Genomic DNA, 23,996 nt, shown 5'->3' on the forward strand with positions numbered 1-23,996 from the left:
CTGCCAATTCAGTGTGCGTATCCAACCGGAACCGACGCGCCGCTTTTCAACTCCTCCATCGAAATCGATGCGGAGACGTCGAACAGTTCGACTCGACGCACAAGTTGCTTGTAGATGACATCGTAATGCTCGACCCGAGGCAACACGATTTTCAGTATATAGTCGTAATTCCCGGTAAGCCGATGCGCCTCCACGATTTCCGGAATATCACCGATCACCTTGCGGAAGGATTCGATCCACTCGTCGGCATGATGAGCGGTCTTGATCATCGCATAGACCGTGGTCGGCACCCCCATCTTTTCGCGATCGAGCACGACGATGCGCCGGGCGATATGGCCGCTTTCCTCGAGCCGCTGGATGCGGCGCGAACAGGCTGAGACCGATAGCGCAACGCGATCGGCAAGTTCCGTCACGGATATGCCGGCATCGGCCTGCAAAAATTCGAGAATCTTTCTGTCGCGTTCGTCCAGCATGTGCGGCAATTCCTATTGAGGCGCCATTATTTTGCACATAAATCACAAAATACGCAAACTGTTGCTGAAGAACTTTGATAGGCTTCAAAAAACGCAAACACATGGCGGATGAATCGCCGCACTATTCCTACATTCACAACTAAGGAGCGGAGAACAGCATTATGCGCACCATTGGCCTGATCGGCGGGATGAGTTTCGAGAGTTCAGCAGTCTATTACCGCCTGATCAATGAAATGGTCCGCGAGCGGCTGGGCGGTCTCTCCTCGGCCGAAATGGTCATGTACTCCGTCAATTTCGAGGAGATCGTTGCGTTGCAGAAGGCCGGACGCTGGAGCGATGCCGCCGACCGGCTCGCCGATGCCGCGCAGCGCCTGCAGTCGGCCGGCGCCGAATGCGTGCTCATCTGCACCAATACCATGCACCTGATCGCGCCTCAGGTTGCCGAACGCGTTTCAGCTCCGCTCATCCACATCATCGATGAAACCGCCACGGCGCTGAAAGTCGCCGGCCGCGTCAAGCCGCTGCTGCTCGCCACCCGCTACACGATGGAACACGGCTTCTATGCCGAGCGCATGGCTGCGAATGGTGTCTCCATCATGGTCCCCGGCCCCGAGGATCGCACGATCACGCACGACATCATCTTCAACGAACTCTGCGCCGGCATCATCAAGGACGAGTCGCGCCGGAAGCTGAACGGCATCATCGAGCGCTCCAAGGCCGAAGGTGCCGACAGCGTCATTCTCGGCTGCACCGAGATCTGCCTCATCCTCGATCCGAAGGCTCTCATCCTGCCCGGCTTCGACACCACGACGATCCACGCCGAAGCGGCTGTCGACTTCGCTCTTGCGAATGAAAAGATCGGTAAAAGCTGCGCGGCCTGATCTCAATCAATTTACTTGACTGAGTCCAATAAATGATGGACATCGTCTCCTATATACGAGGAGACGATGTCATGCCCCCCGCTGCCGAATTCACAACCATTGATGCCGTCCGCGACTTCAACCGCTTCTATACGAATTTTCTCGGCGTCCTGAACAAGGCCTATCTCGACAGCCCCTATACGCTGACCGATGTGCGCGTGCTGTTCGAGGTTGGATTTCGTGGCGGTGTTGCCGCCTCAGCCCTGACACGCGACCTCCATCTCGATCCCGCCTATCTCAGCCGTATCGTCAAACGCTTTCGCGAGGACGGGCTGATCGAGACGACGCCGGATCCAAGCGATGCGCGCAGCCAGGTCATAAAAGTCACCGAAAAGGGACAGGGACAATTTGAGGAATTCGTCCGCCGCTCGCGCGCCCAGATCGCCGGCTATTTCGAAAAACTCGCGATCGGCGAACCTGAGCGCGTTGTGGCAGCGATGCGGACCATCCAGGACACGCTTGGCTCCGACGAAACCACTAGGGCACCCGCCCTGATCCGCCACCACCGGCCTGGCGATATCGGCTGGATCGTGCAAAGCCAGGCACGCTTCTATACCGAAGAATTCGGCTGGGACGACCGTTTCGAAGGTTTGGTCGCCGAAGTCGCCGGAAAATTCCTGTCCAATTTCAATCCGCAGATGGACCGCTGCTGGATCGCCGAAAGAGGCGGCCTCAATGTCGGCTCCGCCATGATCGCGGATGGCGGCGATGGCGTGGCAAAGCTCCGGCTGCTCTACGTCGACAAGACGGCACGCGGCCTCGGCCTCGGCAAGCTGCTTGTCGACGAATGCATCCGCTTCTCCCGCGACGCCGGCTATAAGACGCTGTCACTCTGGACCAACGATATTCTCGACACCGCGCGGGCCATCTACATCAAGGCAGGCTTCAAGCTCGCCGCAGAGGAGAGGCATCGCATGTTCGGCCCGGAACTGAATGGCCAGACCTGGGTGCTCGATCTGTAGATATCCTTGGTGAAATAGGTGGATAGACAGGCGCTTGGTTGAACCATATCCTCGATGCATCCCTTATTTGCATCGAGTTGTTTTCCATGACCACCGATACCGAAATCCGGATAGAACCCATATCGGCCGAGCACGTCGAAGGCTTTCACAAGGCGCTCGATACGGTTGCGCGCGAGCGGGAATATCTATCACTGCTAGAAGCCTTTCCGTTGGAAGAGATGCGCGCCTTCGTGTTCGGCATGATCGAGAAAGGCAATCCGCAATTCGTTGCCCTGGCACATGGCAAGGTGGTCGGCTGGTGCGATATCAGCCGCCATGGCTTTCCATCCCATGCTCACGCCGGCAAGCTCGGCATGGGAATCACCCCTGCCTATCGCGGCCAAGGACTGGGGCGTCGATTGATCGAAACGACGCTGCGAGCCGCGCATGATGCGGGAATAGAACGCGTCGAACTCAGCGTGCATGCCGACAATAGCAGGGCCATCGCTCTTTACGAAAAAGTTGGCTTCGTCCGCGAGGGCCTCGCGCGTAAATCCGTTCGCATAGACGGACGCTATAAGGACGCGATCCACATGGCGTTTTTCCACGAATAGCGAAATCCACCGCAGCCATCATTCTCGCGATGTCTTGCTGCATTGCAAAAATTCACTTGATTTGGAAACGATCATTTCCTAAAAGAGTCGCATGACGACAGACACCCTCGACATCACGCCGAAGCTTCGCGGTCGACCGCGCGAATTCGATATGGATTCCGCGCTTGATGAGGCGCTGCGCGTTTTTTCGGAGCGCGGCTACTATGCCGCCTCGATCAGCGAATTGACCGAGGCCATGGGCCTGACGGCGGGCAGCGTCTACAAGGCTTTCGGCGACAAGCGCGGCGTCTTCCTTGCCGCCTTTGGCCGCTATCGCCAGGTGCGCCAGCAGCTGATCGACGAGACCCTTGCCAAGGCTCCGACCGGCTATGAGAAACTCCACGCCCTGGTGACATTTTTCGCCGAAGCCTCTTGCGGCGATATCGGTCGCCGAGGGTGCCTTGTGGTCGGCAGTGCAACCGAACTTGCGCTTTTCGACGAGGAGGTCGCCAACCGCGTCGGCGTGGCTTTCGATTTCGACGAGCGCCGCATCCTGGATCTCATCCGTCTCGGTCATGCCGATGGCTCGGTGGCGCAGCACGTCGATCCCGAAAGCACCGCCTGCGCTATGCTTGCCCTCACCAAGGGCATGCGCGTGATCGGAAAGACCGGCCGCAAACACGAACATATGCTCGCCGTCGCCCAGACGGCCATGAAACTGCTCAACTGACTTCATCGGATTTTCGGGGGGCGCGCTCCCCTGCTTGCATCGAGGATAAGACATGTCCGCAACTGCCGCCGCCAGACGGGAGAGCACACCGCTTCCGGAAAAGACCATTTCGCCACTGCTGACCTTCATGTTCGCCGCCGCCTGCGGGCTGGTGGCCGCCAATCTCTACTATGGCCAGCCGCTCGCAGGCCCCATCAGCCAGTCGCTCGGCTTCACGCCGGCCGCAACCGGTCTCATCGTCACGCTGACGCAGATCGGCTATGGCCTCGGCTTGCTGTTGATCGTGCCATTGGGGGATCTTCTCGAGAACCGCAGGCTGGTTCTGACGCTGGTGGCGCTGTCCGCCATTGCTCTTGTAGGCGCTGCTTTTGCCTCTTCCCCGTCGCTGTTCCTGCTCGCTTCGCTGTGTATCGGCCTCGCCTCCGTCGCGGTGCAGGTTCTGGTTCCCTTTGCCGCCCACATGGCGCCGGATGCCAGCCGCGGCGCCGTCGTCGGCAATGTCATGAGCGGCCTGCTCTGCGGCATCATGCTCGCCCGCCCGGCCGCAAGCTTCCTGTCGGAGCTTCTGTCCTGGCATGCGGTCTATATCATCTCGGCCGGTATCATGGTGGGGTTGATCGTCATCCTGCGCCTCGTTCTGCCGACCCGTGTGCCGCACACCAAGCTGCATTATGGCCAACTGCTTTCTTCCATGGGTCATCTCGCCCTGCATACGCCGGTGCTGCAGCGGCGGGCCCTCTATCAGGCCTGCATGTTCGCCGCCTTCAGCCTGTTCTGGACGACGACACCGCTGCTGCTGGCGAGCCCGGCTTTCGGCCTGACGCAGAACGGCATCGCCCTCTTCGCCCTTGCGGGTGCAGCCGGCGCCGTCGCTTCGCCGATCGCGGGCCGCGTTGCCGATCGCGGCTGGACGAAGCTCGCCACCGCTTTCGCAATGGTGCTCGCCATTATCGCCTTTTTCATTGGCCACGTCTCGGGCAGCGGCTCGCTGTTGGCGCTGATCACGCTGACGCTCTCCGGCATCATGCTCGACTTCGGCGTTCAGACCAATCTGGTGCTGGGTCAACGCGCCATTTTCGCGCTCAGCGCCGAACATCGCAGCCGTCTCAACGGCCTTTACATGGCGACATTCTTCGGCGGCGGCGCCATCGGCTCGGCGCTTGGAGGCTGGGCCTATGCGACTGGCGGCTGGAATCTGGCATCCTGGATTGGCATCGCCTTCCCGGTCATCGCGCTGCTTGCCTTCCTGACCGAGCGCAATTCCAGGAAAAGTGCGTAGAGACAAGGGATAGAGCCTTTCCGCGTTTCGAAGAAAAGCGGAAAGGCTCCAACACAAACGCTGATCAGGACGGCTGCAGCACGGCCAGCTGCAGCCAGTCACATTCCCTAAGGCCGGCACCGTTGAACGGATCGACCAGTGTGCCGGAAACGATGCCCGCCAGGATCTGCGGCGCCGGCGGCACCCTGGCGATGGTGGCGACCAGCCGGTCCCTGATCCAGGCCAACGCTGCCAAATCCGACTGGTAGAAGGGCGTGAACGCTAGCGACAGCAGCTGGAACAGCCGCACATGCATCCGCCGCGCCCTGGCATAGGCCGAGAGAGCCGCCTCGACGGTTTCGTGCCCGGCAAGCGCATGCGCCAGAGCCGCGACATCGAGGAGCGCCATGTTCGCGCCCTGCCCGAGCTGCGGGCTGGTGGAATGCGCCGCATCGCCAACGAATACAGTCCGTCCGCTATAGGGCGTCTTCACGGTGCGATGGGCATAGCGCGCCAGCGTCAACTGATCCCAATCGCTGATCTGCTCCAATAATGGTTCGCATTCGGGCCAATAACCACGAATCCTGTCCTTCCAACGCTCGAGTCCCAGCCTGCGCACCTCATCCGCATCCGCGACCTTGAGGCTCCAGAACAAGGCTGCCTGTTTCGGTAAATGCGGCCTGCGACGACCGATCGGCAAGACACCGATCATCACGCTCGCCTTGTCATAACGCTGCGTCAGCGCCGCCTGATCCACCAATCCATCCGGACAATCGAGCGTCGCCCAGAAAGCGCCATAGACGAGATTGCGCGCACGCGGCGCGACGGACGACGCTGCGACCAGTTCCGAGCGCGCACCGCTGGCATCGATGACGAGATCATAAGGTCCAAGACGTTCGCCACCTTCAATTGAGAGATAGCTAGCGCCGCTCTCCTCGATGACGCCAATGACCCGCTGCCCTGTATAAATAGGATGTCGCCGTGCGGAGACTTCATCGTAAAGCGTGTCGAACAGCGCTGCACGATGGACACCAAGCCCGTAGCGCCCGCCCGGCAAGGCATTGTAACGCACATCGAGGACGATACGGCCGCGGGTAGTTTCCGTGCCGAACAAGCGATCGATGCGATTACCGGCCGCATGGATCGCAGGGCCGAGCCCGAGGGATTCCAACACGGTCAATCCGGTCGGCTGCAGCATCAGCGCCGAGCCGACGGGAGCCGGGCTGTCGAACCGCTCGATAATGTCGGTCGTATGACCGGCACGGGTGAGAAAGAGAGAGGCGGCAAGACCGGCAGGCCCGGCGCCGACGATAGCGATCTTCAAGGGCTTCACGATGGGCGGCTCAGTCCGGCGATTGATCGAAACGGGTACGGGCGGCCCGCACGGCCTCATGATTGGCCTCGGCCCAATTCAGAAGCTGTGCCAGCGGTTCGTAGAGCGAATAGCCGAGATCGGTCATCCGATATTCGACGCTCGGCGGCTTGGTCGGGAAAACCTCGCGACCGATATAGCCGTCACGCTGAAGTTCGCGCAGCGTCTGTGTCAGCATGCGCTGGGAGATATCGGGCACCATGCGGCGCAACTCGCCAAAACGATAGGGCCGCTGCGCCAGCGCTTCCAGCAAAAGCACCGACCATTTGCCGCCGATCTGCGAGACCAGATCACGCACCGGGCAATCCGTAAACGTGACCTTGCTGATATCGACGGTACGCAGCGGTACCTTCGCGTTGCGCAGATTGACGACAGTGCTGGTGCTCAAGGCGGTTCCCTTTTGGTAACGTAGAGCCAAAAAACTGCCTCCTTTACAGGTCGAAGTCAAACCCCAATGTAGAGCTGGTCTCTTTTTGAGAGCGACAAACCTCTGCAAATCCGCGGCGGTCAAACAAGGATAAAGACATGAGCAGCACTCTTCTCGTCACCGGCGCCGCCGGTCAGCTTGGCCAGCGCGTCATTCATCACCTGCTGGAGACATACAAGGTCGCTCCCGGCCGCATCATCGCCGCCACGCGCAGCCCCGAAAAGCTTGCCGATCTCGCCGCCAAGGGCGTCGTCACCCACAAGGCCGATTTCGACGATGCCGCCGGCCTGGCCGCCGCCTTTGCAGGCGTCGATCGCCTGCTGATCATCAGCACCGATGCGCTCGCCGTTCCCGGCCAGCGCCTGAAGCAGCAGACCGCTGCCGTCGAGGCCGCCAAGAAAGCCGGCGTCAAGCACATCCTCTACACCTCTATGCCCGCACCAGAAAACTCGCTCGTCAGCTTCGCGCCCGATCATCTCGGCACGGAAAACGCCATCAAGGCGAGCGGCATCGGCTACACGATCCTGCGTGACGCCTGGTATTTCGACAACTTCCTGCACGGTCTCCCGCACAGCCTCGAAATCGGCAAGTGGTACACAGCGACCGGTGGCGGCCGCGTCAGCAACATCAGCCGCGAAGATTGCGCGCTCGCCATCGCCGCTGCTCTCGCTTCCGACAGCACGGAAAGCGCCACCTACACGCTGACCGGCTCGACCGCCATCACTGTCGAGGATATCGCCAGCGTCGTCAGCCGGATCGCCGGCCGCCCGCTTGAGGTCGTTGAGGTCAACGACGAACAGTTTGCCGCTGGCCTTGCCGGCGCCGGCCTGCCGCCCTTCGTGGTCGACATGCTCGTCTCCGCCGACGCCAACACCCGCGCCGGCAAATTCGACATCCTCACCAACGACTTCAACAAGCTGACCGGCAAGGAACCGCAGACGCTGCGCAGCTTCTTTGAGGAACACAAGGCCGCATTGGCCGGCTGAGTTTTCAAGCGGCCGGGCTGGCCTGCCACTTTGGTAAAGGTTTGCCCGGCCGCCTTTTAATTTCAAAGTACCGTCTGCGGCTGCTTTGCTAGGCAATGCGAATCTCGTGCCTCTTGGCTAAAAAGGATCTCTTCAGGCGACGGCTCATAGGGTCGCGGATCTCCACAATACCTCGTGTCGACGTCAATGCCCGCTATCTCGGCCAACACATCCAAAAGTCGATAATGGTTATAAACCTCGTCTACCTGGGCTACCGCGACACCTCTCACCGATGTCAGAAAGCCCCAGTAGTTATACAGCCAAAATGGGGTCGAAGCTTTGCCTATCCTTGCCATCGTCTTCTGAACAAGCAACGTCTCCTGGCCGGCATCAACTTTCGATATCAGCAAGCGCTGAACCCGGTAAACACCCACAAGACTAAACTGAGGAATTGACGAGCTTTCAATTTCTTTTTCTTCGATGGTCACACCGTCGTGCATTGCATCACCAGTGCTGGAGGTGATGCATTTGTTCTCGGCGATCGATTTCCGTGTCGAGGGCAATACCGGCACCCAGCTCGCAAAGATCTCTGGGCACGAAAAAAGTTGCTTCACGCGATAAGTTACAACTTCAGGAGGATTTCGGCCTCTATCGCTACGAATCGTAATTGACTGCACTGAGCCCGATAACAACAGCCTTTGACATACGGCTTTGCAAAACACCCTTTGCCCGCCATTCACAACGAATTGGAGCGCCGCGGGTTGCTGTGGCACCACGAGCTGTATGTCGTGAGCGAGGTAACCATCCAGAGTTCGCTTGAGCTCTTTGTTAGCCAGTTGCCCCGGCGCCGTGGCGAGGACAATGATACTTGCTATAGCGATGGCTGCAGCAAGACGTGTCCGTCCGGACATCCGCCAGACGGCATATGCTGGAAGCGCTGCGGTAGCATACAACCAAAGTGCTGGTAGCAGTATCGCCGCGCCGAGAGTAAAAATTACCAGAAACGGTCCCACGATGGGAAAAAGCAGCATACCGCCGCCAAAGATAGTTAGTAGGAGATAGATTTTTTCGGGTCAATATCGTCGCGCAAGGTCTTTGGGACGCACTTCACTGTTTATCTCCACGAGAGAGCACCATATGGCATATCTCTTTTTGCCACCTATTAGGCCTACTTACTACGTGACAAAGTCAGCCGGGTGACCACAGCCCCAAAACCTCTTCCCCTCAAACCACCTGCCCACACGCCCGGCGGAAGCGGCGAACCGTTTCAGCCATGCCATATTCCAGCGCATCGGCGGTCAACCCATGGCCGATCGAGGTTTCGGCAAGCTTCGGAATGCGCTTCAGCAACGCTGGCAGGTTAGCGACCGTCAGATCGTGGCCGGCATTGACGTCAAGGCCATTGGCGAGGGCGGCATCGGCGGTCTTGCCGAGTGCTTCGAGAATGATAGCGGCCTTCTGCGGATCATCGTAGCAGCCGCCATAAGGGCCGGTGTAAAGCTCGATACGGTCGGCACCCACTTCCCTGGCGATCTTCACGGCGTCCGCATCGCCGTCGCCATCGGCAAACAGCGACACGCGGCAGCCGATCTTCTTGTACTTGGCGACGACCTCGACTAGCAGTTCGCGGTTCCTACGGAAATCCCAGCCGTGGTCCGAGGTCGCCTGCGTGGGATCGTCGGGCACGAGCGTCACCTGCTCGGGCTCGGCCGAGGCACAAAGATCGAAGAATTCGTCGCTCGGATAGCCCTCGATATTGAACTCCGCTTCCGGAAACTCGTCGTCGATCAGGGCTCGGATATCGGGCAGATCGGAAAAGCGGACATGCCGCTGATCGGGGCGCGGGTGAACGGTCAGACCGCTGGCGCCAGCGGCGAGCGCAATGCGTCCCAGGCCCGTAACGCTCGGCCAGGGAAGATCGCGTCGGTTGCGCAGCATCGCGATGGCGTTGAGGTTCACGGAAAGCTTGGCGGGCATGATCGAAATCCCTGATTTTCAAAGCGGATGATAGCAGCCGTTTTAGGCCATTATGCCCAGCAAAACCAACGAGATTCCGACATCAACCCATGCAAAACTTTGATGGACACGGCAAAGCGGCATCACCATACGGTGACGTATCAGCAACAAGGTCCTTCTGCGGATATTTATGAGCGCAAACGCAGCCCTATCGGACGATTGTCAGCGTCTCGGCAGCGCGGGTGATGGCCGTATAAAGCCAACGCTCGCGCGTATCGCGAAATGCCCAGCTCTCGTCGAACAGCACGACATTGTTCCACTGCGAGCCCTGCGCCTTGTGCACCGTCAGCGCATAGCCATAATCGAATTCGTCATAGCGCTTGCGGGTCGACCACGGAATCTCGCCCTCGACATCCTCGAAAGCCTGTTTCAGCAGCTTGATCTTCGCGGCGCCTCGGTCCATGTCGTCGTCTTCCGGGCGGATCAGAAGATTGATGCCGGGCTTCGTCGTTTCCCTGGAAGACGTCATGACCTGCCAGAGCGAGCCGTTGAGCAGCCCCTTGGTGGGATCGTTGCGCAGGCAGACCAGCTTGTCGCCGGATTGCGGATAGTCGGCCGTAAAGCCTTTGAGCTCGCGCAGACGCTGATTGTAGCGCCGGCGCGTCCTGTTGGTACCAACGAGAACCTGATCGGCCTCCAGCACCAGCGGCTGCGTGACCTCGTTCTTCGAGATCACCTGCGCGGTGCCATAGTCGCCGTGCATGATTTCCTTGCCCTCACGCACCTGCATGGCGAGCTGGATGATCGGATTGTCACGCGCCTGACGGTGAATATCCGTCAGCAGATAATCCGGCTCCTCGTTGGTGAAGAACCCGCCGCCGGAAACAGGCGGCAGCTGACCGGGATCGCCGAGCACCAGAATGGGCGTCCCAAAACTCATCAGATCCTTGCCGAGCGCTTCGTCCACCATCGAGCATTCGTCGACAATGATCAGCGCGGCCTTGGCGACCGGGCTCTGGCGATTGATGGTGAACATCGGGGCGATCGATGTCTTGCCCGTCTCTTCGTCCTCGACGGCCTCTTCGCCGCGCGGCCGATAGATCAGCGAATGAATGGTCTTGGCATTGGAGGCGCCGCGCGAACGCAGCACCTGCGCCGCCTTGCCGGTAAAGGCAGCAAACAGCACATCGCCATCGACATGCTCGGCAAAATGCCGCGCGAGCGTCGTCTTGCCCGTGCCGGCATAGCCGAACAGACGGAACAGCGGTGAGCGCCCTTCCTTCAGCCAGTTGGCAACGGCCTTGAGCGCTTCATCTTGTTGCGGCGCGAATTGCATGCGCCGAAATGGCAGGATTCGGCCGAGGGAAGCAAGCAGTAAAAAATACCCGGCGAGCCGGGAATAAAATCCCAGGTACCGGTGTCTCATGTCCGGCAACGCAAAATGCGAGGCCTGGACGACCATCGTTTACCCACCCGAGGAGAGACATCATGAAGACCCTGAGTTTCCTGGCCGCGCTCGCTGCGGCATCGGCCTTTGCCACAGCGGCCTTCGCCGCAGCACCCGTCAAGACGGTCGAGAGCGCCAAGGGCAAGGTGCTCGCCGGCGAAAACGGCAAGACGCTCTACACCTTCAAAAACGACAAGGCTGGCGTGTCCAATTGCAACGGCGATTGCGAGAAAGCCTGGCCGCCGCTCATGGCCGATGACAAAGCCAAGGCTGAGGGTGCATATTCGATCATTACCCGCAAGGACGGGATGAAACAGTGGGCAAAGGACGGCATGCCGCTCTATTTCTTCGTCAAGGACGCAAAGTCCGGTGATGTCGCCGGTGACGGCTTCAAGGGCGTCTGGGATGCCGCACGGCCCTGACCGGACCGGAAACGGCGCGGCGGAAGCCTCCCCCGCGCCCGATAGTTTCGAGGCGGAGGTGCTGGCGCTCCTCCCCTCGCTGCGACGCTACTCGCGCAGCCTCACCTGGTCGGATGCCGACGGCGAGGACCTGCTTCAGGATTGTGTCGAGAAGGTTCTGATCCGCCGCGGCCAATGGCGCGGACTGAACCTGCGCGGCTGGATCCTCACCATCATGACCAATCTTTACCGCAACGAGCGGCGCCAGCAGGGCGGCCGCAGCTTCGTCGATATCGATGACAACAGCCACCTGCCGGCTGCCGAAACGGATAGCGATCCGCTGCAGCGATCGCGCCTCGAAACGGCGCTGAACAGCCTCGGCGAAGACTATCGCGCGGTGCTGATACTCGTCGTCGTCGAAGGCTACAGCTATCAGGATGTCGCCGACATGCTCGATATCCCGATCGGCACGGTGATGTCGCGCCTGTCGCGCGCGCGCCAGAAGATGACCAGCCTGCTGAATGCAGACAACGTTGTCACGCTTCGGAGACCAAAATGAACGAACACAAACCGACCGTGACCGAAGCGGACCTTCACGCCCTTGCCGATGGCCTCCTGCCACCCGAAAAGCAGGCGGAGCTGGAGGCATGGCTGGCCGAAAATCCTGAAGAGGCTGCTTCCGTGACTGCATGGCAGGCCCAGAACGATGACATCCGGGCCATGTTCTCCCCCTATGCGATATCAAGGGATGGCGACACCGACCTCATTTTGAAAAGCAGAACCTCATCGGCTGTACAGACGTTTGCCCCGCAAAGAAGCCGCAGGCTGATGATGCTTGCTGCCTCACTGGCGCTCTTCATCGCCGGTGCTGTGGCCGGCCACTTCGGCCCCGATCTTTTCGCCAAGCCCGAATTGCAGCTGACATCGATCGAAGCCCTGCCGCAGCAAGCGCACTCGGCCTTCGTCGTCTATGCCAGCGATGTCCGCCACCCCGTCGAAGTCGGCGCAGATCAGGAGGCGCATCTCGCCACCTGGCTCGGCAAGCGCATGAATGTCGCCGGCCTCAAGGTGCCGAGCCTGCAGAAACTGGGCTTCCAGCTCGTCGGCGGCCGGCTGCTGCCGATCAACGGCACGCCCGGAGCCCTGTTCATGTATGAAAATGCCAGCGGCCAGCGCCTGACCGTGCTGGTGGGGCGCAATAGCGGCAACACCACGACCAGCTTCCGCTTCGCCAGCGACAAAGCCGTCGAGACCTTCTACTGGATCGACGGCGATCTCGGCTATGCCGTGACAGGCGAAATCTCACGCGACATGCTGCGGCAGGTGGCGGACGAGTGCTACAAGCAGTTCTCGTCGTAGCCTGCCGTGAGCGGTAAAACCGATACTCGGATTACCCTACCATTGCGGATCGTTTTCAAGCGCAATCGGCTTGCCATGCGGCGTTGCCTCGGCCGCACGTTGCCAGCTTTGTTGCAAAGCCAGGATCGCATCGGCATCGGCAATGCCCTTCGCGACCAGCAGCCCTGACAGAGCAGCCACCCAGCAATCGAAATAATCACTGCCGTCAGACGCGCGGCCTGGCTTGTGCAGTTCCGCCGAGAGCCGCTCAGCCCATTCGCTCCAGGCAAACAGGCCCTTCTCATGCAGATGCACGGTCATCGCAAAGGCATCTGCCGCCCAGGGTTCCGGAAAGACCGGCTCGCCATCGGTCGACTTCGGCAATCCCGGCGATTGCGCCAGAGGCGACGGGACCCTACACGCGCTCAAGATAGCTCTCCCAGGCGTCGATCGAGACGGTCAGAGAGGGATCGGCGCCCTCGCCCCAGATCTCGGCACCCTCAAAGACCACGGTATAGACCCATTGTGGATTCTCGCCCCGGCCGTGAGCGTTGTCATCGGGGAAGACGAATGATCCCTGCACCGCTTCGATGATGCCCGTCTTGGCGCGGGCATAGCGCGGCAACCGGGTATGGCCGGTCGGATTGAAGTTCTTCGTCCGTACATGATCGCCGACGGCGAAAAGTGGTGCAGCATCGATCGGCCGGTCGCAAGGGCCACCCTTGGCCAAAGCGGCATCGACCATTTCAGCCTTCAGCACCCGCTTGGGTGCTCTGCCCTGTTCGATCGCGTGCCCCACCCGCAGCTCCTCGGCCGTGGCAAAGCCATGCCGTTCGAGCAACGTATCGACGGCGCGAGTCCAGATCTCGTAATAGCTGGCGCCGAGATAGCTCGCCGGCGGAATGTTTTCGCGCGCGTGCCGGCTCTCATCGATGTTCCAGGCACCGAAGGCGCCGCAGGAAAGCGTGATGCCGAGCGCGCGCTTTTCCCATTCCGCATGGAAATAAGGCTCGTTCTGTTCCGGCGCGACCGGGCCGAACCCCATCTGGCCGCCGAGATCGTGCGGTCCGTTCATAGCGCGGCCTCCGGCGCCTTGGCGATTGCCGTTCCGATCATGGCATCGCGGCTGACGAGATCCGCCAGCGCCGCCTCGTCCATGCCTTCGGAACCGGCAGGACGCTCGGGAATCACCAGATAGCGAAGTTCGGCGGTCGAATCCCACACGCGGATCTTCGTCTCCTGCGGCAAGGTCAGGCCGAACTCGGCAAGCACGCCACGCGGATCGATCACCGCGCGCGACCGATAGGCCGGCGCCTTGTACCAGACCGGCGGCAGCCCGAGCACGGCCCACGGATAGCAGGAGCAAAGCGTGCAGACGATCAGGTTATGCGTTTCCGGCGTATTGAACACCGCACGCATATGTTCACCCTGCCTGCCGGTAAAGCCGAGGCTAGCGATCGCCGCCGTTGCGTCACGCCGCAGCCAGTCGGCGAAATCGGGATCGCTCCAGGCCTTTGCCACCACCTGCGCGCCGTTGCGCGGCCCGACCTTCGTCTCATAGGTCTCGACGATACGGTCGATCGCCGCCGGGTCGATCAAACCCTTTTCCGTCAGCAACGTCTCGAGCGCCTTCACCCGCGCCTGCATGTCCGAATAGTGGTTGTCGTGGTGATGGTGATCGTGATGATCGTCGTCATCATGCGAGTGTCCGTGGGACATGGCTGTCTCCTGTCTCTTTGCGACTACTTTAGCATCGGCCAGAGACTGAGCACCAGCAGGACGGCCATGGTTATGTTGAACCATTTGAGCCGGACGGGATCAGAGAGCCAGTCGCGTAGTGCCGAGCCGAAGCCAGCCCAGGTCGAAACGCTCGGGAGATTGACCGCAGCAAAAGCCAACCCGACCAAAAGGACGGTAACAAGATAGAGCTGCTCATTGGTATAGGTCGCCATGGCAGTGACTGCCATCACCCAGGCCTTGGGATTGACCCACTGGAACGCGGCGGCGCTGATGAAGCTCATCGGCTGCGCCGAGCCCTCGCTCTCGGTCAGGCTACGCGACGTGCCGATCTTCCAGGCGATCCAGACAAGATAGGCGCCGCCGGCGAATTTCAGCACGGTATAGAGCAGCGGCACTGTGTGCAGCACGGCACCCAGGCCGAGACCAACACCGAGCAACAGCGAGAGAAAGCCAACGCCGATGCCGAGCATGTGCGGAATGGTGCGGCGGAAACCGAAATTCACGCCGGATGCAAACAACATCATGTTGTTCGGTCCGGGCGTGATTGAGGTTGTGAATGCAAAAAGTAGAAGAGCCAGAAATGTATCCAGCGCCATGATGCCTCCTAGGACACCGTATTGTGACAGGGCGGCATCCAAAATTCTTCTTCATGCGTGCAAAATGTAACGACGCATGGCCGTGCGACATTAGTTCGCCAGCCATACGAAAGCCATAGGGTGATTGTCACGGTGACATGACGGATGTCGGTTGAAATCCGGTCGAATGCCCCTATCCTTCGGTTTTCTGCAGTGAGGAATGACCATGCGCGAGCCCATCCCAACTGTCACCCTTCCCTCCGGCATCTTGGTTCCGGCACTCGGCCAGGGAACGTGGAATATGGGCGAGAGCGCCGCGACCGCCCGGGACGAGATCACCAGCCTGAAAACCGGTCTCGATCTCGGCATGACGCTGATCGACACGGCGGAGATGTATGCCGATGGCGGCTCGGAGGAAATCGTCGGCAAGGCGATCGAAGGGCGGCGCGACGAGGTCTTCCTGGTCAGCAAGGTCTATCCCGCCAATGCCAGCCGCAAAGGCGCCGTCGAAGCCTGCGAACGCAGCCTGAAGCGCTTGAACACCGATCGCATCGATCTCTATCTCTTACATTGGCGCGGCAACTACCCGCTTGAAGAGACCGTGGAAGCTTTCGAAGGCCTGAAGGCTGCGGGCAAGATCGAGGCCTGGGGCGTTTCGAATTTCGATGTCGACGATATGGATGAGCTGCTTTCCGTGCCAAATGGCGGCAATGTCGCCGCCAATCAGGTGCTCTACAATCTCTCCCGACGCGGCATCGAATACGATCTGCTGCCCTGGTGCCAGGAACGCAGCATTCCGATCATGGCCTATTCGCCGATCGAACAGGGTCGCTTGCTTCACCATCCAGAACTGATCCGCGTCGCCAAGACCTATCAGGCGACGCCCGCGCAGATCGCCCTCGCCTTTCTGCTGGAGCGTGACGGCGTGATATCGATCCCGAAATCCTCGAACGTGCAGCGCATCGAGGAAAACCGCGACTCGATCGATGTCGACATCACGGATGAAGATTGGGCTATCCTCGACGCCGCCTTCCCGCCACCGTCGCGAAAGAAGTCACTGGACATGCTGTAGGTTCAGGCAACGGCCTTCTGCTGTGCGACTATCAGCTCGATCGCTCGAAAAACGTCGATCTCCCGCCAGTCGGCCGGATCGCGATAGGTCGGATAAAGCGAAAAGGCGGCGGCGGCGATCTGATCGACGGTCCGAAGCTTCGTTCTACGGCCGGCGAGCACGGCCTTGGTATGGACACCGAAATGATCTTCGGTCACACCCCAGCCGGCATAAAAGGGCGCCGCATAGCAGCGAACGGGAATGCCGCGCAGCAACGCATCGAAGCCGAATTGGCTGGAGACCGTCCAGACTTCATCGACGACGTCGAGGATCGACGCCACCGACACCTCGGCGTCGACAAGAATTGCATCGCCTTTCGAAGCGCCATCCGTAAGATAACCCTTACGAAGCCCAGCCATAACATCCGGATGGGTGCGGATCAGGCATTGCGCATCGCTTGCCAGCGCATCGGCAAGCATCGTCTCGAAAGAAGTTTTTGAGCCGAGCGCACGGCCGACGGAAACGTCGCCGACGACCTGATCGACCAGCAGAATGCGCCGCTTTGTCGTCGGCGCAATGCTGGGTGGGCGATGCGGAAGATGGTTGTATTTCGACAGCTTGTTGAGAACGATCTGCTCGCGAATGGCGCGGCCAAGCTCTCCTGCCTCTCCCACCCCCTCGATCAACCGCTCAAGCCGCGACGGCCTGTTTGCATCGACGGGCAAACCAAGATCGTCGATGACGATGGATAGTGGAATGGCGCCGGACTTGCCGAGCCCCATGGACCGGAGAAAACCATCCTCCAGATACCAATGTCGAAGATGGCGAAAGCGCGCAACGCTGTCCGCGAGCTTCGCCGGCGCACGGCCACCCCAGGATACGACGCCGCCTATTCCGGGAGAAAGGATCGAGGCCAGTTTCCGGGAGCCGAAATAATGCCGGAGCCAGGGAAAATCGCCACGGACGAAGAAGGCAGCGCCGAGACGCATATCATCAGGCGGATGCCATGGCTTTCCGCCGATCTCAGGCAAAGTCTCGCCGGCAAGGATTGCCACCCTATTCTCCCGCTGCAAACAACATCGTCGACCCAAGCCGACCGCCGCAAAAGATAAAGCGGTTCAGCGTTCCACGGAAGCACTGAACCGCTCTGATTTCCAACGCAATTCCGAACGGCAAACCGGCCGACGCCGCAGGCTTTTACATTCCCTGCGAGCCGCGGTTCATCGCGGCAATACCGGTGCGGCACACTTCGATAAGGCCGAGCGGCTTGATGATGGCGATGAACTGGTCGATCTTCGAAGACTTGCCGGTAATTTCGAGAATGAAATGTTCGACGGTCGCATCCACCACCTTGGCGTGGAAGGCGTCGGCCAGCCGCAGCGTTTCTGCGCGCATCTCTCCGCTTCCGGTCACCTTCAGCAGCGCCACTTCGCGCTCGATCGGCCGTTCCTGGCCGAGTTCGCGGGCGCGCACCGTCAGATCAACGACGCGGTGAACGGGGACGATGCGCTCAAGCTGCGCCTTGATCTGTTCCAGCACCTGCGGCGTGCCGCGCGTGACAATGGTAATGCGCGACAGATGCGCCTGATGCTCCGTCTCCGAAACCGTGAGGCTTTCGATGTTGTAGCCCCGGCCGGAGAAGAGGCCGATGACGCGGGCAAGAACGCCGGGCTCGTTGTCGACAAGCACCGAAAGCGTGTGGCTCTCAGCCGCCGCGGTTTCCGGCGAAATGAAATAGGCGGAGCCCGTGGGTTGAAGGTGTGCGTTCATTATCCTTGTTCCGTTTCCTCGGTTCTTGTTCGATATGCCAGCGAGATCGGCCGGGGCGCGGCTTCCGCCGCACCCCGGCTATCGATCAGACCAGCTGGCGACCCTTGGCGTCGATGGCGTTGGCAACTGCTTCGTCGGTCGCTTCGTCCGGCAGCAGCATTTCGTTATGCGCCTTGCCCGAGGGGATCATCGGGAAGCAGTTGGCGAGATTGGCAACGCGGCAATCGAAAATGACCGGCTTGTTGACGTCAATCATTTCCTGGATGGCGGCATCGAGTTCGCCCGGCTTTTCGCAGCGCAGGCCGACGGCGCCATAGGCTTCCGCGAGCTTGACGAAATCAGGCATCGCTTCCGTGTAGGAATTGGAGAGGCGATTGCCGTGCAGCAGCTGCTGCCACTGACGAACCATGCCCATGTACTGGTTGTTCAGGATGAAGATCTTGATCGGCGCATCGTGCTGGATCGCCGCCGACATTTCCTGAATGCACATCTGGATCGAGGCATCGCCCGCGATATCGATGACCAGACTTTCCGGATGGGCGATCTGAACGCCGAGCGCCGCCGGCAAGCCATAGCCCATGGTGCCGAGGCCACCTGAGGTCATCCAGCGGTTCGGCTGCTCGAAGCCGTAGAACTGTGCCGCCCACATCTGATGCTGGCCGACTTCGGTCGTGATATAGGTGTCGCGATGCTTGGTCAGCTCATAGAGGCGCTGGATCGCATATTGCGGCATGATGACATCGTCGCTCGGCTTGTAGGCGAACGAGTTGCGCGCGCGCCAGCGGGTGATGCTGGTCCACCAATCGCCGAGGCGGTCGGCAGCAGGCTTCTGCGGTAGCGCACGCCACAGGCGAACCATATCTTCCAAGACATTGCCGACATCGCCGAGAATGCCGATGTCGACGTGAACGTTCTTGTTGATCGACGAAGGATCGATGTCGATATGGATCTTCTTCGAATTCGGCGAGAAGGCGTTCAAGCGACCGGTAATGCGGTCGTCGAAGCGTGCGCCGATGCAGACCATGACGTCGCAATCATGCATCGCCATATTGGCTTCGTAGGAACCATGCATGCCGAGCATGCCGAGCCAGCTCTTGCCCGAGGCCGGATAGGCACCGAGGCCCATCAGCGTCGAGGTGATCGGGAAATCGGTGAGCTCGACCAGTTCGCGCAGCAGCTTGGAAGCTTCGGGGCCGGAATTGACGACGCCGCCACCGGAATAGATGACGGGGCGACGGGCATTCTTCATCAGCTCGATCGCCTGGTTGATCTTGTTGAGATCGCCCTGAATCTTCGGCTGATAGCTCTTCTGGACATCATGCGATTCCGGCGGCGTGTAGGTGCCGGTCGCAAACTGAATGTCCTTCGGGATATCGACGACAACGGGACCGGGACGGCCTGATTGCGCGATGCGAAAGGCTTCATGAATGACGGCCGCGAGCTGATTGACGTCCTTGACCAGCCAGTTGTGCTTGGTGCAGGGCCGCGTGATGCCGACCGTATCGCACTCCTGGAAGGCATCCGAGCCGATCAGCGTCGTCGGAACCTGGCCGGTCAGGCAAACGAGCGGAATGGAATCCATCAAGGCATCCTGCAGCGGCGTGACCGCATTGGTCGCGCCCGGGCCGGAGGTAACCAGCATGACGCCGACCTTGCCGGTGGAGCGGGCATAGCCTTCGGCCGCATGGCCGGCGCCCTGCTCGTGGCGGACGAGAATGTGCTTGATGTCGTCCTGCTGGAAGATCTCGTCGTAGATCGGAAGCACAGCGCCACCCGGATAACCGAAGATGTGTTCGACGCCGTTGTCTCTGAGCGCCTGCAACACGATCTCCGCGCCTGTCATTCGATTGCCGCTCGCCTGATTATCTGTGCCGGTCATACGTTTGTTCCGCTGTCTGCTGGAGGTTTGGAAAAATGAAATCTCGATTTCGGGCATAAAAAAAGGCCCCTTAGGGAGCCTGTCATCTAGCGCATGGGTGGCTATCGCCGGATGGTTACACCATCCTGCCCATGCGCCTTCCCACCACGATAAGAATGATCGAGTTTTTCATGGGCCGAAGTGATAGACAGAAAATTTCGAAGCGTCAACGCGTGAAGCAATAAAAAATCGTGGCCCCGCGGAAACCCTATAAAAAGCACGGGTGGTCGACAGGGTTTTATTAAGCCACCGTCTCTATGCTCCAGCCACTAATGATTGGGGTAACTGTTGCTGAATAACGATCTGCAGACATCAGGCAACGCTGGAGATCTTGATCGCCGCGACAAGTTGAAACCGGGAAATCGCTTCCTCGGTCGCGTCGTCGCGTGCAACGGTTCCCGCGCGACAATCGCCGCCGTGGCCGAGGCCGGCGGCACGGACCTGACCGAACTCTGGTCGGTCGGTCGCCTGATTTCCATCAGTGTCGGGAAGAACCGCGTCGCAGCCCTCGTCTATTCGATGAATACGCAAAGCGTCGGCTGGGGTGAAGGGCAGGATAATCTCTTTCGCATTGAGGTCGAGCTGTTGGGCGAGGTTCGCGTCGGCCCGGATGGCCGCGAGGAATTTTCGAGTGGCATTTCCGCTTACCCCTATCTTGGCGCCATAGCGCATCGCATCCGCGCTGCCGACCTCATGCGCATTTTCGATGCCGGCAAGGGCAGCAGCTGTGTCATCGGCAAGCTGACGCAGGACGAAAGCATCGATGCCGCCATCCACATCCCCTCGATGCTGGCGAAGCATTTCGCGGTCGTCGGCTCGACCGGCGTCGGCAAATCCACCGCCGTCTCTCTGCTGCTGCACAAGGCGATCAGCGCCGATCCGAAATTGCGTGTGCTGATTCTCGATCCGCACAACGAGTTCGCAGCCGCCTTTCCGAAGCATGCCGTCGTCATCGACACCGATACGCTCGACCTGCCCTTCTGGCTGATGCGGCTTGAGGAATTCAGTGAAGTCGTCTTCCGCGGCCGCCCGGCAATACCGGAAGAGCTGGATGCGCTGCGCGATCTTATTCCCGAAGCCAGGCGCGCTTTCCGCGGCAGCGATTCAACCTTGATGCGCCGCCAGACGGAAAAGGCCTCGGTAACGGCGGATACGCCGGTCCCATACCGCATGGCCGATCTGCTGGCACTGATCGACGAGCGCATCGGCCGCCTTGAGGGCCGTCAGGAAAAGCCGCATCTGCGTTCGCTCAAGATGCGCATCATCTCGGCGATCAACGATCCTCGTTATCACTTCATGTTCTCCAACAACACGATCACCGATACGATCATGGAGACCATCGCCAAGATCTTCCGCATTCCGGGCGACGGTAAGCCGATCTGCACCTTCCAGCTCGCCGGCATCCCCTCGGAAGTCATCAATTCCGTCGCATCCGTCCTTTGCCGCATGGCCTTCGAACTGGCGCTCTGGAGCGAAGGGGCGATCCATATGCTCGTCGTCTGCGAGGAAGCGCACCGCTACATCCCCGCCGACCCGACGCTCGGCTTCTTCCCGACGCGGCAGGCCATCGCCCGTATCGCCAAGGAAGGCCGCAAATACGGCGTTTCGCTCGGTATCATCACCCAGCGCCCGGGCGAGCTCGACCAGACGATCCTTTCGCAGTGCTCGACGCTCTTTGCCATGCGTCTTGCCAATGATCGCGACCAGGAAATCATCCGCTCGGCGATACCCAACTCGTCGATCTCGACGACCAGCTTTCTCTCATCGATCGGCAACGGCGAAGCGATCGCCTTCGGCGAGGCCATCGCGGTCCCGATGCGCATGCGCTTTTCCCAGGTCGAACGGCATTTGCTGCCAAAAGCCAGCGGCAGCGTCGCGAAAACCAGCGAGGATTCGCCCGATACGGTCGATCTGCGCGCGATTATCGGCCGCATGCGTTCGATTTCAGGCCCAGATCTCAGCCCTCTCCAACAAAGCTACAACGCTGTGCCGATGACCGATATCGGAGATGATTTCGACGAAGGGCCTGTCCAGCAGACAATCTGTCATCAAGCTGAACCGAATCCCCCGTCGATCGAACCCTACCGTCCCGACATGCTGCCGCGCACCGGCGCACCGCAACCCGCAGTCCCTTCGCAAACATCGATCGACAGCAAGCTTGCGGAATTGCGCCGTGAATTCCGCAGCGATGAAGGAGGCGCACGCTCGCCGCCGTCAAGAGAAACTGCCCCATCGCTGCGGCGCGAATCCGGCTTGTCCTTGCGGGACAGCATTCTGAAAAAACCCTTGAGCAGCCTTTACGACAAGGACTGACGCCTCGAACTACGGGCTCAATCGTTCCCAGCTCTCGTCCATCTGATTACGGAACCAGGTCATCTGCCGCTTGGCATATTGCCGCGTCGCTGCAGACCCGGTTTCGATGACCTCAGCGCGCGTCATCTCCCCCTTCAGCATCGCGGCGATCTGCGCGACACCAATAGCCTTCATGACAGGCATTTCCGGCGGAAGATCCAGAGCCAGCAGAGCCTGCACCTCGGCCTCCGCACCCATCGCCAGCATCGTCTCGAAACGACTGTTGATACGCTCATGCAGGATAGCGCGCTCAGGCAGAACCACGATCTTTCGCGCGCGGTCTGGATCGATGATCATTGGCCCGTTCTTGCCCTGAAAAGCCGCAATGGACTGGCCCGTCGCTTCGACCACCTCCAGGGCGCGAACGATGCGCTGCCCGTCCTGCGGGTTCAGAGTTTCGGCAACGACACCGTCGCGTTTTGCAAGCTCATGATGCAGCGCCTCCGGCCCCTCTGTCAGCAATCGACTGCGAAGCCGATTGCGGATATCAGACGGAATCTCGGGCATGTCGGAAAGCCCGCCCGTCAGCGCCTTGAAATAAAGCCCGGTGCCGCCGACGAAGACAGGCATGCGGCCCTCGTCGCGCAGTCGCTCGAGCAATGCGCCGGCCTCGCGCAGCCAGACGCCGGTCGAATAGGCCTGGCCGGCTGGAACGTGGCCGTAGAGATGATGCGGAATGCCTTCCATATCCGCTTCATCGGGCCGCGCGGTCAGCACACGCAGGGTGTCATAGACCTGCATGCTGTCGGCATTGATAACGACGCCATCATGCGAACGCGCCAATTCTACCGCCAGTGCGGACTTGCCGCTGGCGGTCGGCCCGGTTATCAGGATCGCGTCGATATTGCTCATAGGGTTTCTGCTCATGGCCTTCGTTGCCACGCTTATTGCCAATCCGTCAAACCCCGTTCTTGTTCCGGCCATCGCAGAGAAGGCGGCTGAAGCCGTCAAGGCGTCCGGGCTTTACTGGCTCGCTGACGGCATTGCCTGCGATATCGCGCTGCGCGACGATACCGATATCGAGGCCGCGGAGACCAATATCCTCGCAGCGATCGGCAGTGCGCCGATCGATCTGGTGATCCAGGAAGCCGATACCCGCCGCAAGAAGCTGCTGATTGCCGATATGGACTCGACCATGATCGGTCAGGAATGCATCGACGAACTCGCCGCCGAGGTCGGTCTCAAGGATAAGGTTGCCGATATCACTGCCCGCGCCATGAACGGCGAGATCGACTTCGAGCCGGCGCTGCGCGAGCGCGTCGCTCTCTTGAAGGGATTGCCGATTTCCGTCGTCGACGATGTCATCGCCAAGCGCATCACGCTGACGCCGGGCGGCCCCGAACTCATCGCGACGATGAAGGCGAAAGGCTATTACGCCGCCCTCGTTTCCGGCGGCTTCACCGTCTTCACCAGCCGCATCGGCGCGACCCTCGGCTTCAACGAGAACCGCGCCAATATTCTGCTGGAAGAAAACGGCATCCTGACCGGCCTCGTCGAGGAGCCCATCCTCGGCAAGCAGGCCAAAGTGGATGCGCTCACCGATATCACCGAAAAGCTCGGTATTTCCACCGATGATGCCCTGGCCGTCGGCGACGGCGCCAACGACCTCGGCATGCTGCAGCTTGCCGGTTCCGGCGTCGCACTCCATGCCAAGCCGACGGTCTCAGCACAAGCGAGGATGCGCATCGACCACGGCGATCTGACTGCGCTGCTCTACATCCAGGGCTATCGCAAGACGGATTTCGTCAAACCATAGAGCGGCACAGATC

At 60.3% G+C, this 23,996-nt stretch carries 26 protein-coding genes; 12 read left to right on the plus strand and 14 right to left on the minus strand.

Translation table 11 applies throughout. The features are described from left to right. Window positions 1-8: 8 nt before the first annotated feature. Window positions 9-473, minus strand: coding sequence for an Lrp/AsnC family transcriptional regulator (locus ABOK31_RS09025; RefSeq protein WP_349958623.1), 465 nt, complete (start codon window positions 471-473; stop codon window positions 9-11). A 161-nt stretch (window positions 474-634) separates the two neighbouring features. Here ABOK31_RS09025 and ABOK31_RS09030 point away from each other — a divergent pair, with 161 nt between their 5' ends. The 5 genes from ABOK31_RS09030 to ABOK31_RS09050 all read left to right on the plus strand — a co-directional run bounded on the left by ABOK31_RS09030 (window position 635) and on the right by ABOK31_RS09050 (window position 4,936). Continuing rightward, entirely contained in the window at window positions 635-1,354 is a 720-nt protein-coding gene (locus tag ABOK31_RS09030; protein WP_349958625.1) for an aspartate/glutamate racemase family protein, read from the plus strand. A gap of 71 nt (window positions 1,355-1,425) precedes the next feature. Beyond that, complete coding sequence (locus ABOK31_RS09035; protein ID WP_349958627.1) at window positions 1,426-2,355, plus strand: bifunctional helix-turn-helix transcriptional regulator/GNAT family N-acetyltransferase; 930 nt, start codon at window positions 1,426-1,428, stop codon at window positions 2,353-2,355. Window positions 2,356-2,441: 86 nt separating this feature from the next. Further along, entirely contained in the window at window positions 2,442-2,948 is a 507-nt protein-coding gene (locus ABOK31_RS09040; RefSeq protein WP_349958629.1) for a GNAT family N-acetyltransferase, read from the plus strand. Between the two features lie 91 nt (window positions 2,949-3,039). After that, window positions 3,040-3,657 carry a TetR/AcrR family transcriptional regulator gene (locus ABOK31_RS09045; RefSeq protein WP_349958631.1) on the plus strand — a complete coding sequence of 206 codons (618 nt, stop codon included), beginning with the start codon at window positions 3,040-3,042 and terminating at the stop codon, window positions 3,655-3,657. Between the two features lie 52 nt (window positions 3,658-3,709). Next, window positions 3,710-4,936 (plus strand): MFS transporter, encoded by a 1,227-nt coding sequence (locus tag ABOK31_RS09050; RefSeq protein WP_349958633.1) that lies wholly within the window; start codon window positions 3,710-3,712, stop codon window positions 4,934-4,936. A 64-nt stretch (window positions 4,937-5,000) separates the two neighbouring features. On the opposite strand, the gene ABOK31_RS09055 is transcribed toward ABOK31_RS09050, so the two are convergent. Both ABOK31_RS09055 and ABOK31_RS09060 read right to left on the minus strand, forming a co-directional pair. Beyond that, on the minus strand, window positions 5,001-6,248 hold the full coding sequence (locus ABOK31_RS09055; RefSeq protein WP_349958635.1) for an NAD(P)/FAD-dependent oxidoreductase: 1,248 nt from the start codon (window positions 6,246-6,248) through the stop codon (window positions 5,001-5,003). A 10-nt stretch (window positions 6,249-6,258) separates the two neighbouring features. Further along, on the minus strand, window positions 6,259-6,675 hold the full coding sequence (locus ABOK31_RS09060) for a helix-turn-helix domain-containing protein (RefSeq protein WP_349958637.1): 417 nt from the start codon (window positions 6,673-6,675) through the stop codon (window positions 6,259-6,261). Between the two features lie 137 nt (window positions 6,676-6,812). On the opposite strand from ABOK31_RS09060, the gene ABOK31_RS09065 reads away from it, so the two are divergent. Continuing rightward, window positions 6,813-7,700 carry an SDR family oxidoreductase gene (locus tag ABOK31_RS09065; protein WP_349958639.1) on the plus strand — a complete coding sequence of 296 codons (888 nt, stop codon included), beginning with the start codon at window positions 6,813-6,815 and terminating at the stop codon, window positions 7,698-7,700. Between the two features lie 62 nt (window positions 7,701-7,762). Here ABOK31_RS09065 and ABOK31_RS09070 read toward each other — a convergent pair whose 3' ends face one another. From ABOK31_RS09070 to ABOK31_RS09080, 3 genes are all read right to left on the minus strand, one after another. Then, a complete protein-coding gene (locus tag ABOK31_RS09070; protein ID WP_349958640.1) occupies window positions 7,763-8,710 on the minus strand; it encodes a hypothetical protein in 948 nt (315 codons plus the stop codon). Between the two features lie 193 nt (window positions 8,711-8,903). Continuing rightward, entirely contained in the window at window positions 8,904-9,656 is a 753-nt protein-coding gene (locus tag ABOK31_RS09075; protein ID WP_349958641.1) for a pyridoxine 5'-phosphate synthase, read from the minus strand. Window positions 9,657-9,843: 187 nt separating this feature from the next. Beyond that, entirely contained in the window at window positions 9,844-10,971 is a 1,128-nt protein-coding gene (locus ABOK31_RS09080; RefSeq protein ID WP_174179806.1) for an ATP-dependent RecD-like DNA helicase, read from the minus strand. 152 nt (window positions 10,972-11,123) lie between these two features. Here ABOK31_RS09080 and ABOK31_RS09085 point away from each other — a divergent pair, with 152 nt between their 5' ends. The 3 genes from ABOK31_RS09085 to ABOK31_RS09095 are packed head-to-tail and all read left to right on the plus strand — an operon-like array spanning window position 11,124 to window position 12,842. Continuing rightward, window positions 11,124-11,504: a hypothetical protein gene (locus ABOK31_RS09085; protein WP_174179808.1), complete on the plus strand. Its 381-nt coding sequence runs from the start codon at window positions 11,124-11,126 to the stop codon at window positions 11,502-11,504. After that, window positions 11,488-12,042, plus strand: coding sequence for an RNA polymerase sigma factor (locus ABOK31_RS09090; RefSeq protein ID WP_349958644.1), 555 nt, complete (start codon window positions 11,488-11,490; stop codon window positions 12,040-12,042). The genes ABOK31_RS09085 and ABOK31_RS09090 overlap by 17 nt, the downstream gene beginning before the upstream one ends. Next, window positions 12,039-12,842, plus strand: a complete 804-nt coding sequence (locus ABOK31_RS09095; protein WP_349958645.1) for an anti-sigma factor — start codon at window positions 12,039-12,041, stop codon at window positions 12,840-12,842. Before ABOK31_RS09090 ends, ABOK31_RS09095 begins: the two co-directional genes overlap by 4 nt. Window positions 12,843-12,878: 36 nt before the next feature. On the opposite strand, the gene ABOK31_RS09100 is transcribed toward ABOK31_RS09095, so the two are convergent. The 4 genes from ABOK31_RS09100 to ABOK31_RS09115 are packed head-to-tail and all read right to left on the minus strand — an operon-like array spanning window position 12,879 to window position 15,157. Then, the gene (locus tag ABOK31_RS09100) at window positions 12,879-13,250 is read right to left on the minus strand and encodes a nitrile hydratase accessory protein (protein ID WP_174179814.1); all 372 of its coding nucleotides are present in this window, start codon (window positions 13,248-13,250) and stop codon (window positions 12,879-12,881) included. Further along, a complete protein-coding gene (gene nthB / locus ABOK31_RS09105) occupies window positions 13,237-13,896 on the minus strand; it encodes a nitrile hydratase subunit beta (RefSeq protein ID WP_349958646.1) in 660 nt (219 codons plus the stop codon). The genes ABOK31_RS09100 and nthB overlap by 14 nt, the downstream gene beginning before the upstream one ends. Further along, window positions 13,893-14,540 (minus strand): nitrile hydratase subunit alpha, encoded by a 648-nt coding sequence (gene nthA / locus ABOK31_RS09110; RefSeq protein ID WP_349958647.1) that lies wholly within the window; start codon window positions 14,538-14,540, stop codon window positions 13,893-13,895. The genes nthB and nthA overlap by 4 nt, the downstream gene beginning before the upstream one ends. A gap of 23 nt (window positions 14,541-14,563) precedes the next feature. After that, window positions 14,564-15,157, minus strand: a complete 594-nt coding sequence (locus ABOK31_RS09115; protein ID WP_349958649.1) for a LysE family translocator — start codon at window positions 15,155-15,157, stop codon at window positions 14,564-14,566. 205 nt (window positions 15,158-15,362) lie between these two features. Between ABOK31_RS09115 and ABOK31_RS09120 the strand changes: the two genes are divergently transcribed. Then, window positions 15,363-16,208 (plus strand): aldo/keto reductase, encoded by an 846-nt coding sequence (locus ABOK31_RS09120; RefSeq protein WP_349958651.1) that lies wholly within the window; start codon window positions 15,363-15,365, stop codon window positions 16,206-16,208. A 2-nt stretch (window positions 16,209-16,210) separates the two neighbouring features. On the opposite strand, the gene ABOK31_RS09125 is transcribed toward ABOK31_RS09120, so the two are convergent. From ABOK31_RS09125 to ABOK31_RS09135, 3 genes are all read right to left on the minus strand, one after another. After that, window positions 16,211-17,242: a capsular biosynthesis protein gene (locus ABOK31_RS09125; RefSeq protein ID WP_349958653.1), complete on the minus strand. Its 1,032-nt coding sequence runs from the start codon at window positions 17,240-17,242 to the stop codon at window positions 16,211-16,213. A gap of 142 nt (window positions 17,243-17,384) precedes the next feature. Continuing rightward, window positions 17,385-17,957 (minus strand): acetolactate synthase small subunit, encoded by a 573-nt coding sequence (gene ilvN / locus ABOK31_RS09130; RefSeq protein ID WP_174179833.1) that lies wholly within the window; start codon window positions 17,955-17,957, stop codon window positions 17,385-17,387. A gap of 85 nt (window positions 17,958-18,042) precedes the next feature. Further along, a complete protein-coding gene (locus tag ABOK31_RS09135; protein ID WP_349958655.1) occupies window positions 18,043-19,836 on the minus strand; it encodes an acetolactate synthase 3 large subunit in 1,794 nt (597 codons plus the stop codon). Between the two features lie 327 nt (window positions 19,837-20,163). Here ABOK31_RS09135 and ABOK31_RS09140 point away from each other — a divergent pair, with 327 nt between their 5' ends. Beyond that, window positions 20,164-22,188, plus strand: coding sequence for a DUF87 domain-containing protein (locus ABOK31_RS09140; protein ID WP_349958657.1), 2,025 nt, complete (start codon window positions 20,164-20,166; stop codon window positions 22,186-22,188). Window positions 22,189-22,197: 9 nt separating this feature from the next. Here the strand turns inward: ABOK31_RS09140 and miaA are convergent, their stop codons facing one another. Beyond that, on the minus strand, window positions 22,198-23,094 hold the full coding sequence (gene miaA, locus ABOK31_RS09145) for a tRNA (adenosine(37)-N6)-dimethylallyltransferase MiaA (RefSeq protein ID WP_349958659.1): 897 nt from the start codon (window positions 23,092-23,094) through the stop codon (window positions 22,198-22,200). Between miaA and serB the strand changes: the two genes are divergently transcribed. Continuing rightward, complete coding sequence (serB, locus tag ABOK31_RS09150) at window positions 23,093-23,983, plus strand: phosphoserine phosphatase SerB (RefSeq protein ID WP_349958661.1); 891 nt, start codon at window positions 23,093-23,095, stop codon at window positions 23,981-23,983. The genes miaA and serB overlap by 2 nt on opposite strands. The last annotated feature ends 13 nt before the right edge of the window (window positions 23,984-23,996 follow it).

The organism is Rhizobium sp. ZPR4, assembly GCF_040215725.1.
Taxonomy (GTDB): Bacteria; Pseudomonadota; Alphaproteobacteria; order Rhizobiales; family Rhizobiaceae; genus Rhizobium; species Rhizobium rhizogenes_D.

Coding starts and splice junctions, on each gene's coding strand:
- miaA (WP_349958659.1), bottom strand. CDS start 23,094: ATGAGCAGAAACCCTATGAGCAATATCGACGCGATCCTGATAACCGGG.
- ilvN (WP_174179833.1), bottom strand. CDS start 17,957: ATGAACGCACACCTTCAACCCACGGGCTCCGCCTATTTCATTTCGCCG.
- ABOK31_RS09025 (WP_349958623.1), bottom strand. CDS start 473: ATGCTGGACGAACGCGACAGAAAGATTCTCGAATTTTTGCAGGCCGAT.
- ABOK31_RS09080 (WP_174179806.1), bottom strand. CDS start 10,971: ATGCAATTCGCGCCGCAACAAGATGAAGCGCTCAAGGCCGTTGCCAAC.
- ABOK31_RS09135 (WP_349958655.1), bottom strand. CDS start 19,836: ATGACCGGCACAGATAATCAGGCGAGCGGCAATCGAATGACAGGCGCG.
- ABOK31_RS09040 (WP_349958629.1), top strand. CDS start 2,442: ATGACCACCGATACCGAAATCCGGATAGAACCCATATCGGCCGAGCAC.
- ABOK31_RS09065 (WP_349958639.1), top strand. CDS start 6,813: ATGAGCAGCACTCTTCTCGTCACCGGCGCCGCCGGTCAGCTTGGCCAG.
- nthA (WP_349958647.1), bottom strand. CDS start 14,540: ATGTCCCACGGACACTCGCATGATGACGACGATCATCACGATCACCAT.
- ABOK31_RS09045 (WP_349958631.1), top strand. CDS start 3,040: ATGACGACAGACACCCTCGACATCACGCCGAAGCTTCGCGGTCGACCG.
- ABOK31_RS09075 (WP_349958641.1), bottom strand. CDS start 9,656: ATGCCCGCCAAGCTTTCCGTGAACCTCAACGCCATCGCGATGCTGCGC.
- ABOK31_RS09115 (WP_349958649.1), bottom strand. CDS start 15,157: ATGGCGCTGGATACATTTCTGGCTCTTCTACTTTTTGCATTCACAACC.
- ABOK31_RS09095 (WP_349958645.1), top strand. CDS start 12,039: ATGAACGAACACAAACCGACCGTGACCGAAGCGGACCTTCACGCCCTT.
- serB (WP_349958661.1), top strand. CDS start 23,093: ATGGCCTTCGTTGCCACGCTTATTGCCAATCCGTCAAACCCCGTTCTT.
- ABOK31_RS09030 (WP_349958625.1), top strand. CDS start 635: ATGCGCACCATTGGCCTGATCGGCGGGATGAGTTTCGAGAGTTCAGCA.
- ABOK31_RS09120 (WP_349958651.1), top strand. CDS start 15,363: ATGCGCGAGCCCATCCCAACTGTCACCCTTCCCTCCGGCATCTTGGTT.
- ABOK31_RS09090 (WP_349958644.1), top strand. CDS start 11,488: ATGCCGCACGGCCCTGACCGGACCGGAAACGGCGCGGCGGAAGCCTCC.
- ABOK31_RS09050 (WP_349958633.1), top strand. CDS start 3,710: ATGTCCGCAACTGCCGCCGCCAGACGGGAGAGCACACCGCTTCCGGAA.
- ABOK31_RS09085 (WP_174179808.1), top strand. CDS start 11,124: ATGAAGACCCTGAGTTTCCTGGCCGCGCTCGCTGCGGCATCGGCCTTT.
- ABOK31_RS09070 (WP_349958640.1), bottom strand. CDS start 8,710: ATGCTGCTTTTTCCCATCGTGGGACCGTTTCTGGTAATTTTTACTCTC.
- nthB (WP_349958646.1), bottom strand. CDS start 13,896: ATGAACGGACCGCACGATCTCGGCGGCCAGATGGGGTTCGGCCCGGTC.
- ABOK31_RS09035 (WP_349958627.1), top strand. CDS start 1,426: ATGCCCCCCGCTGCCGAATTCACAACCATTGATGCCGTCCGCGACTTC.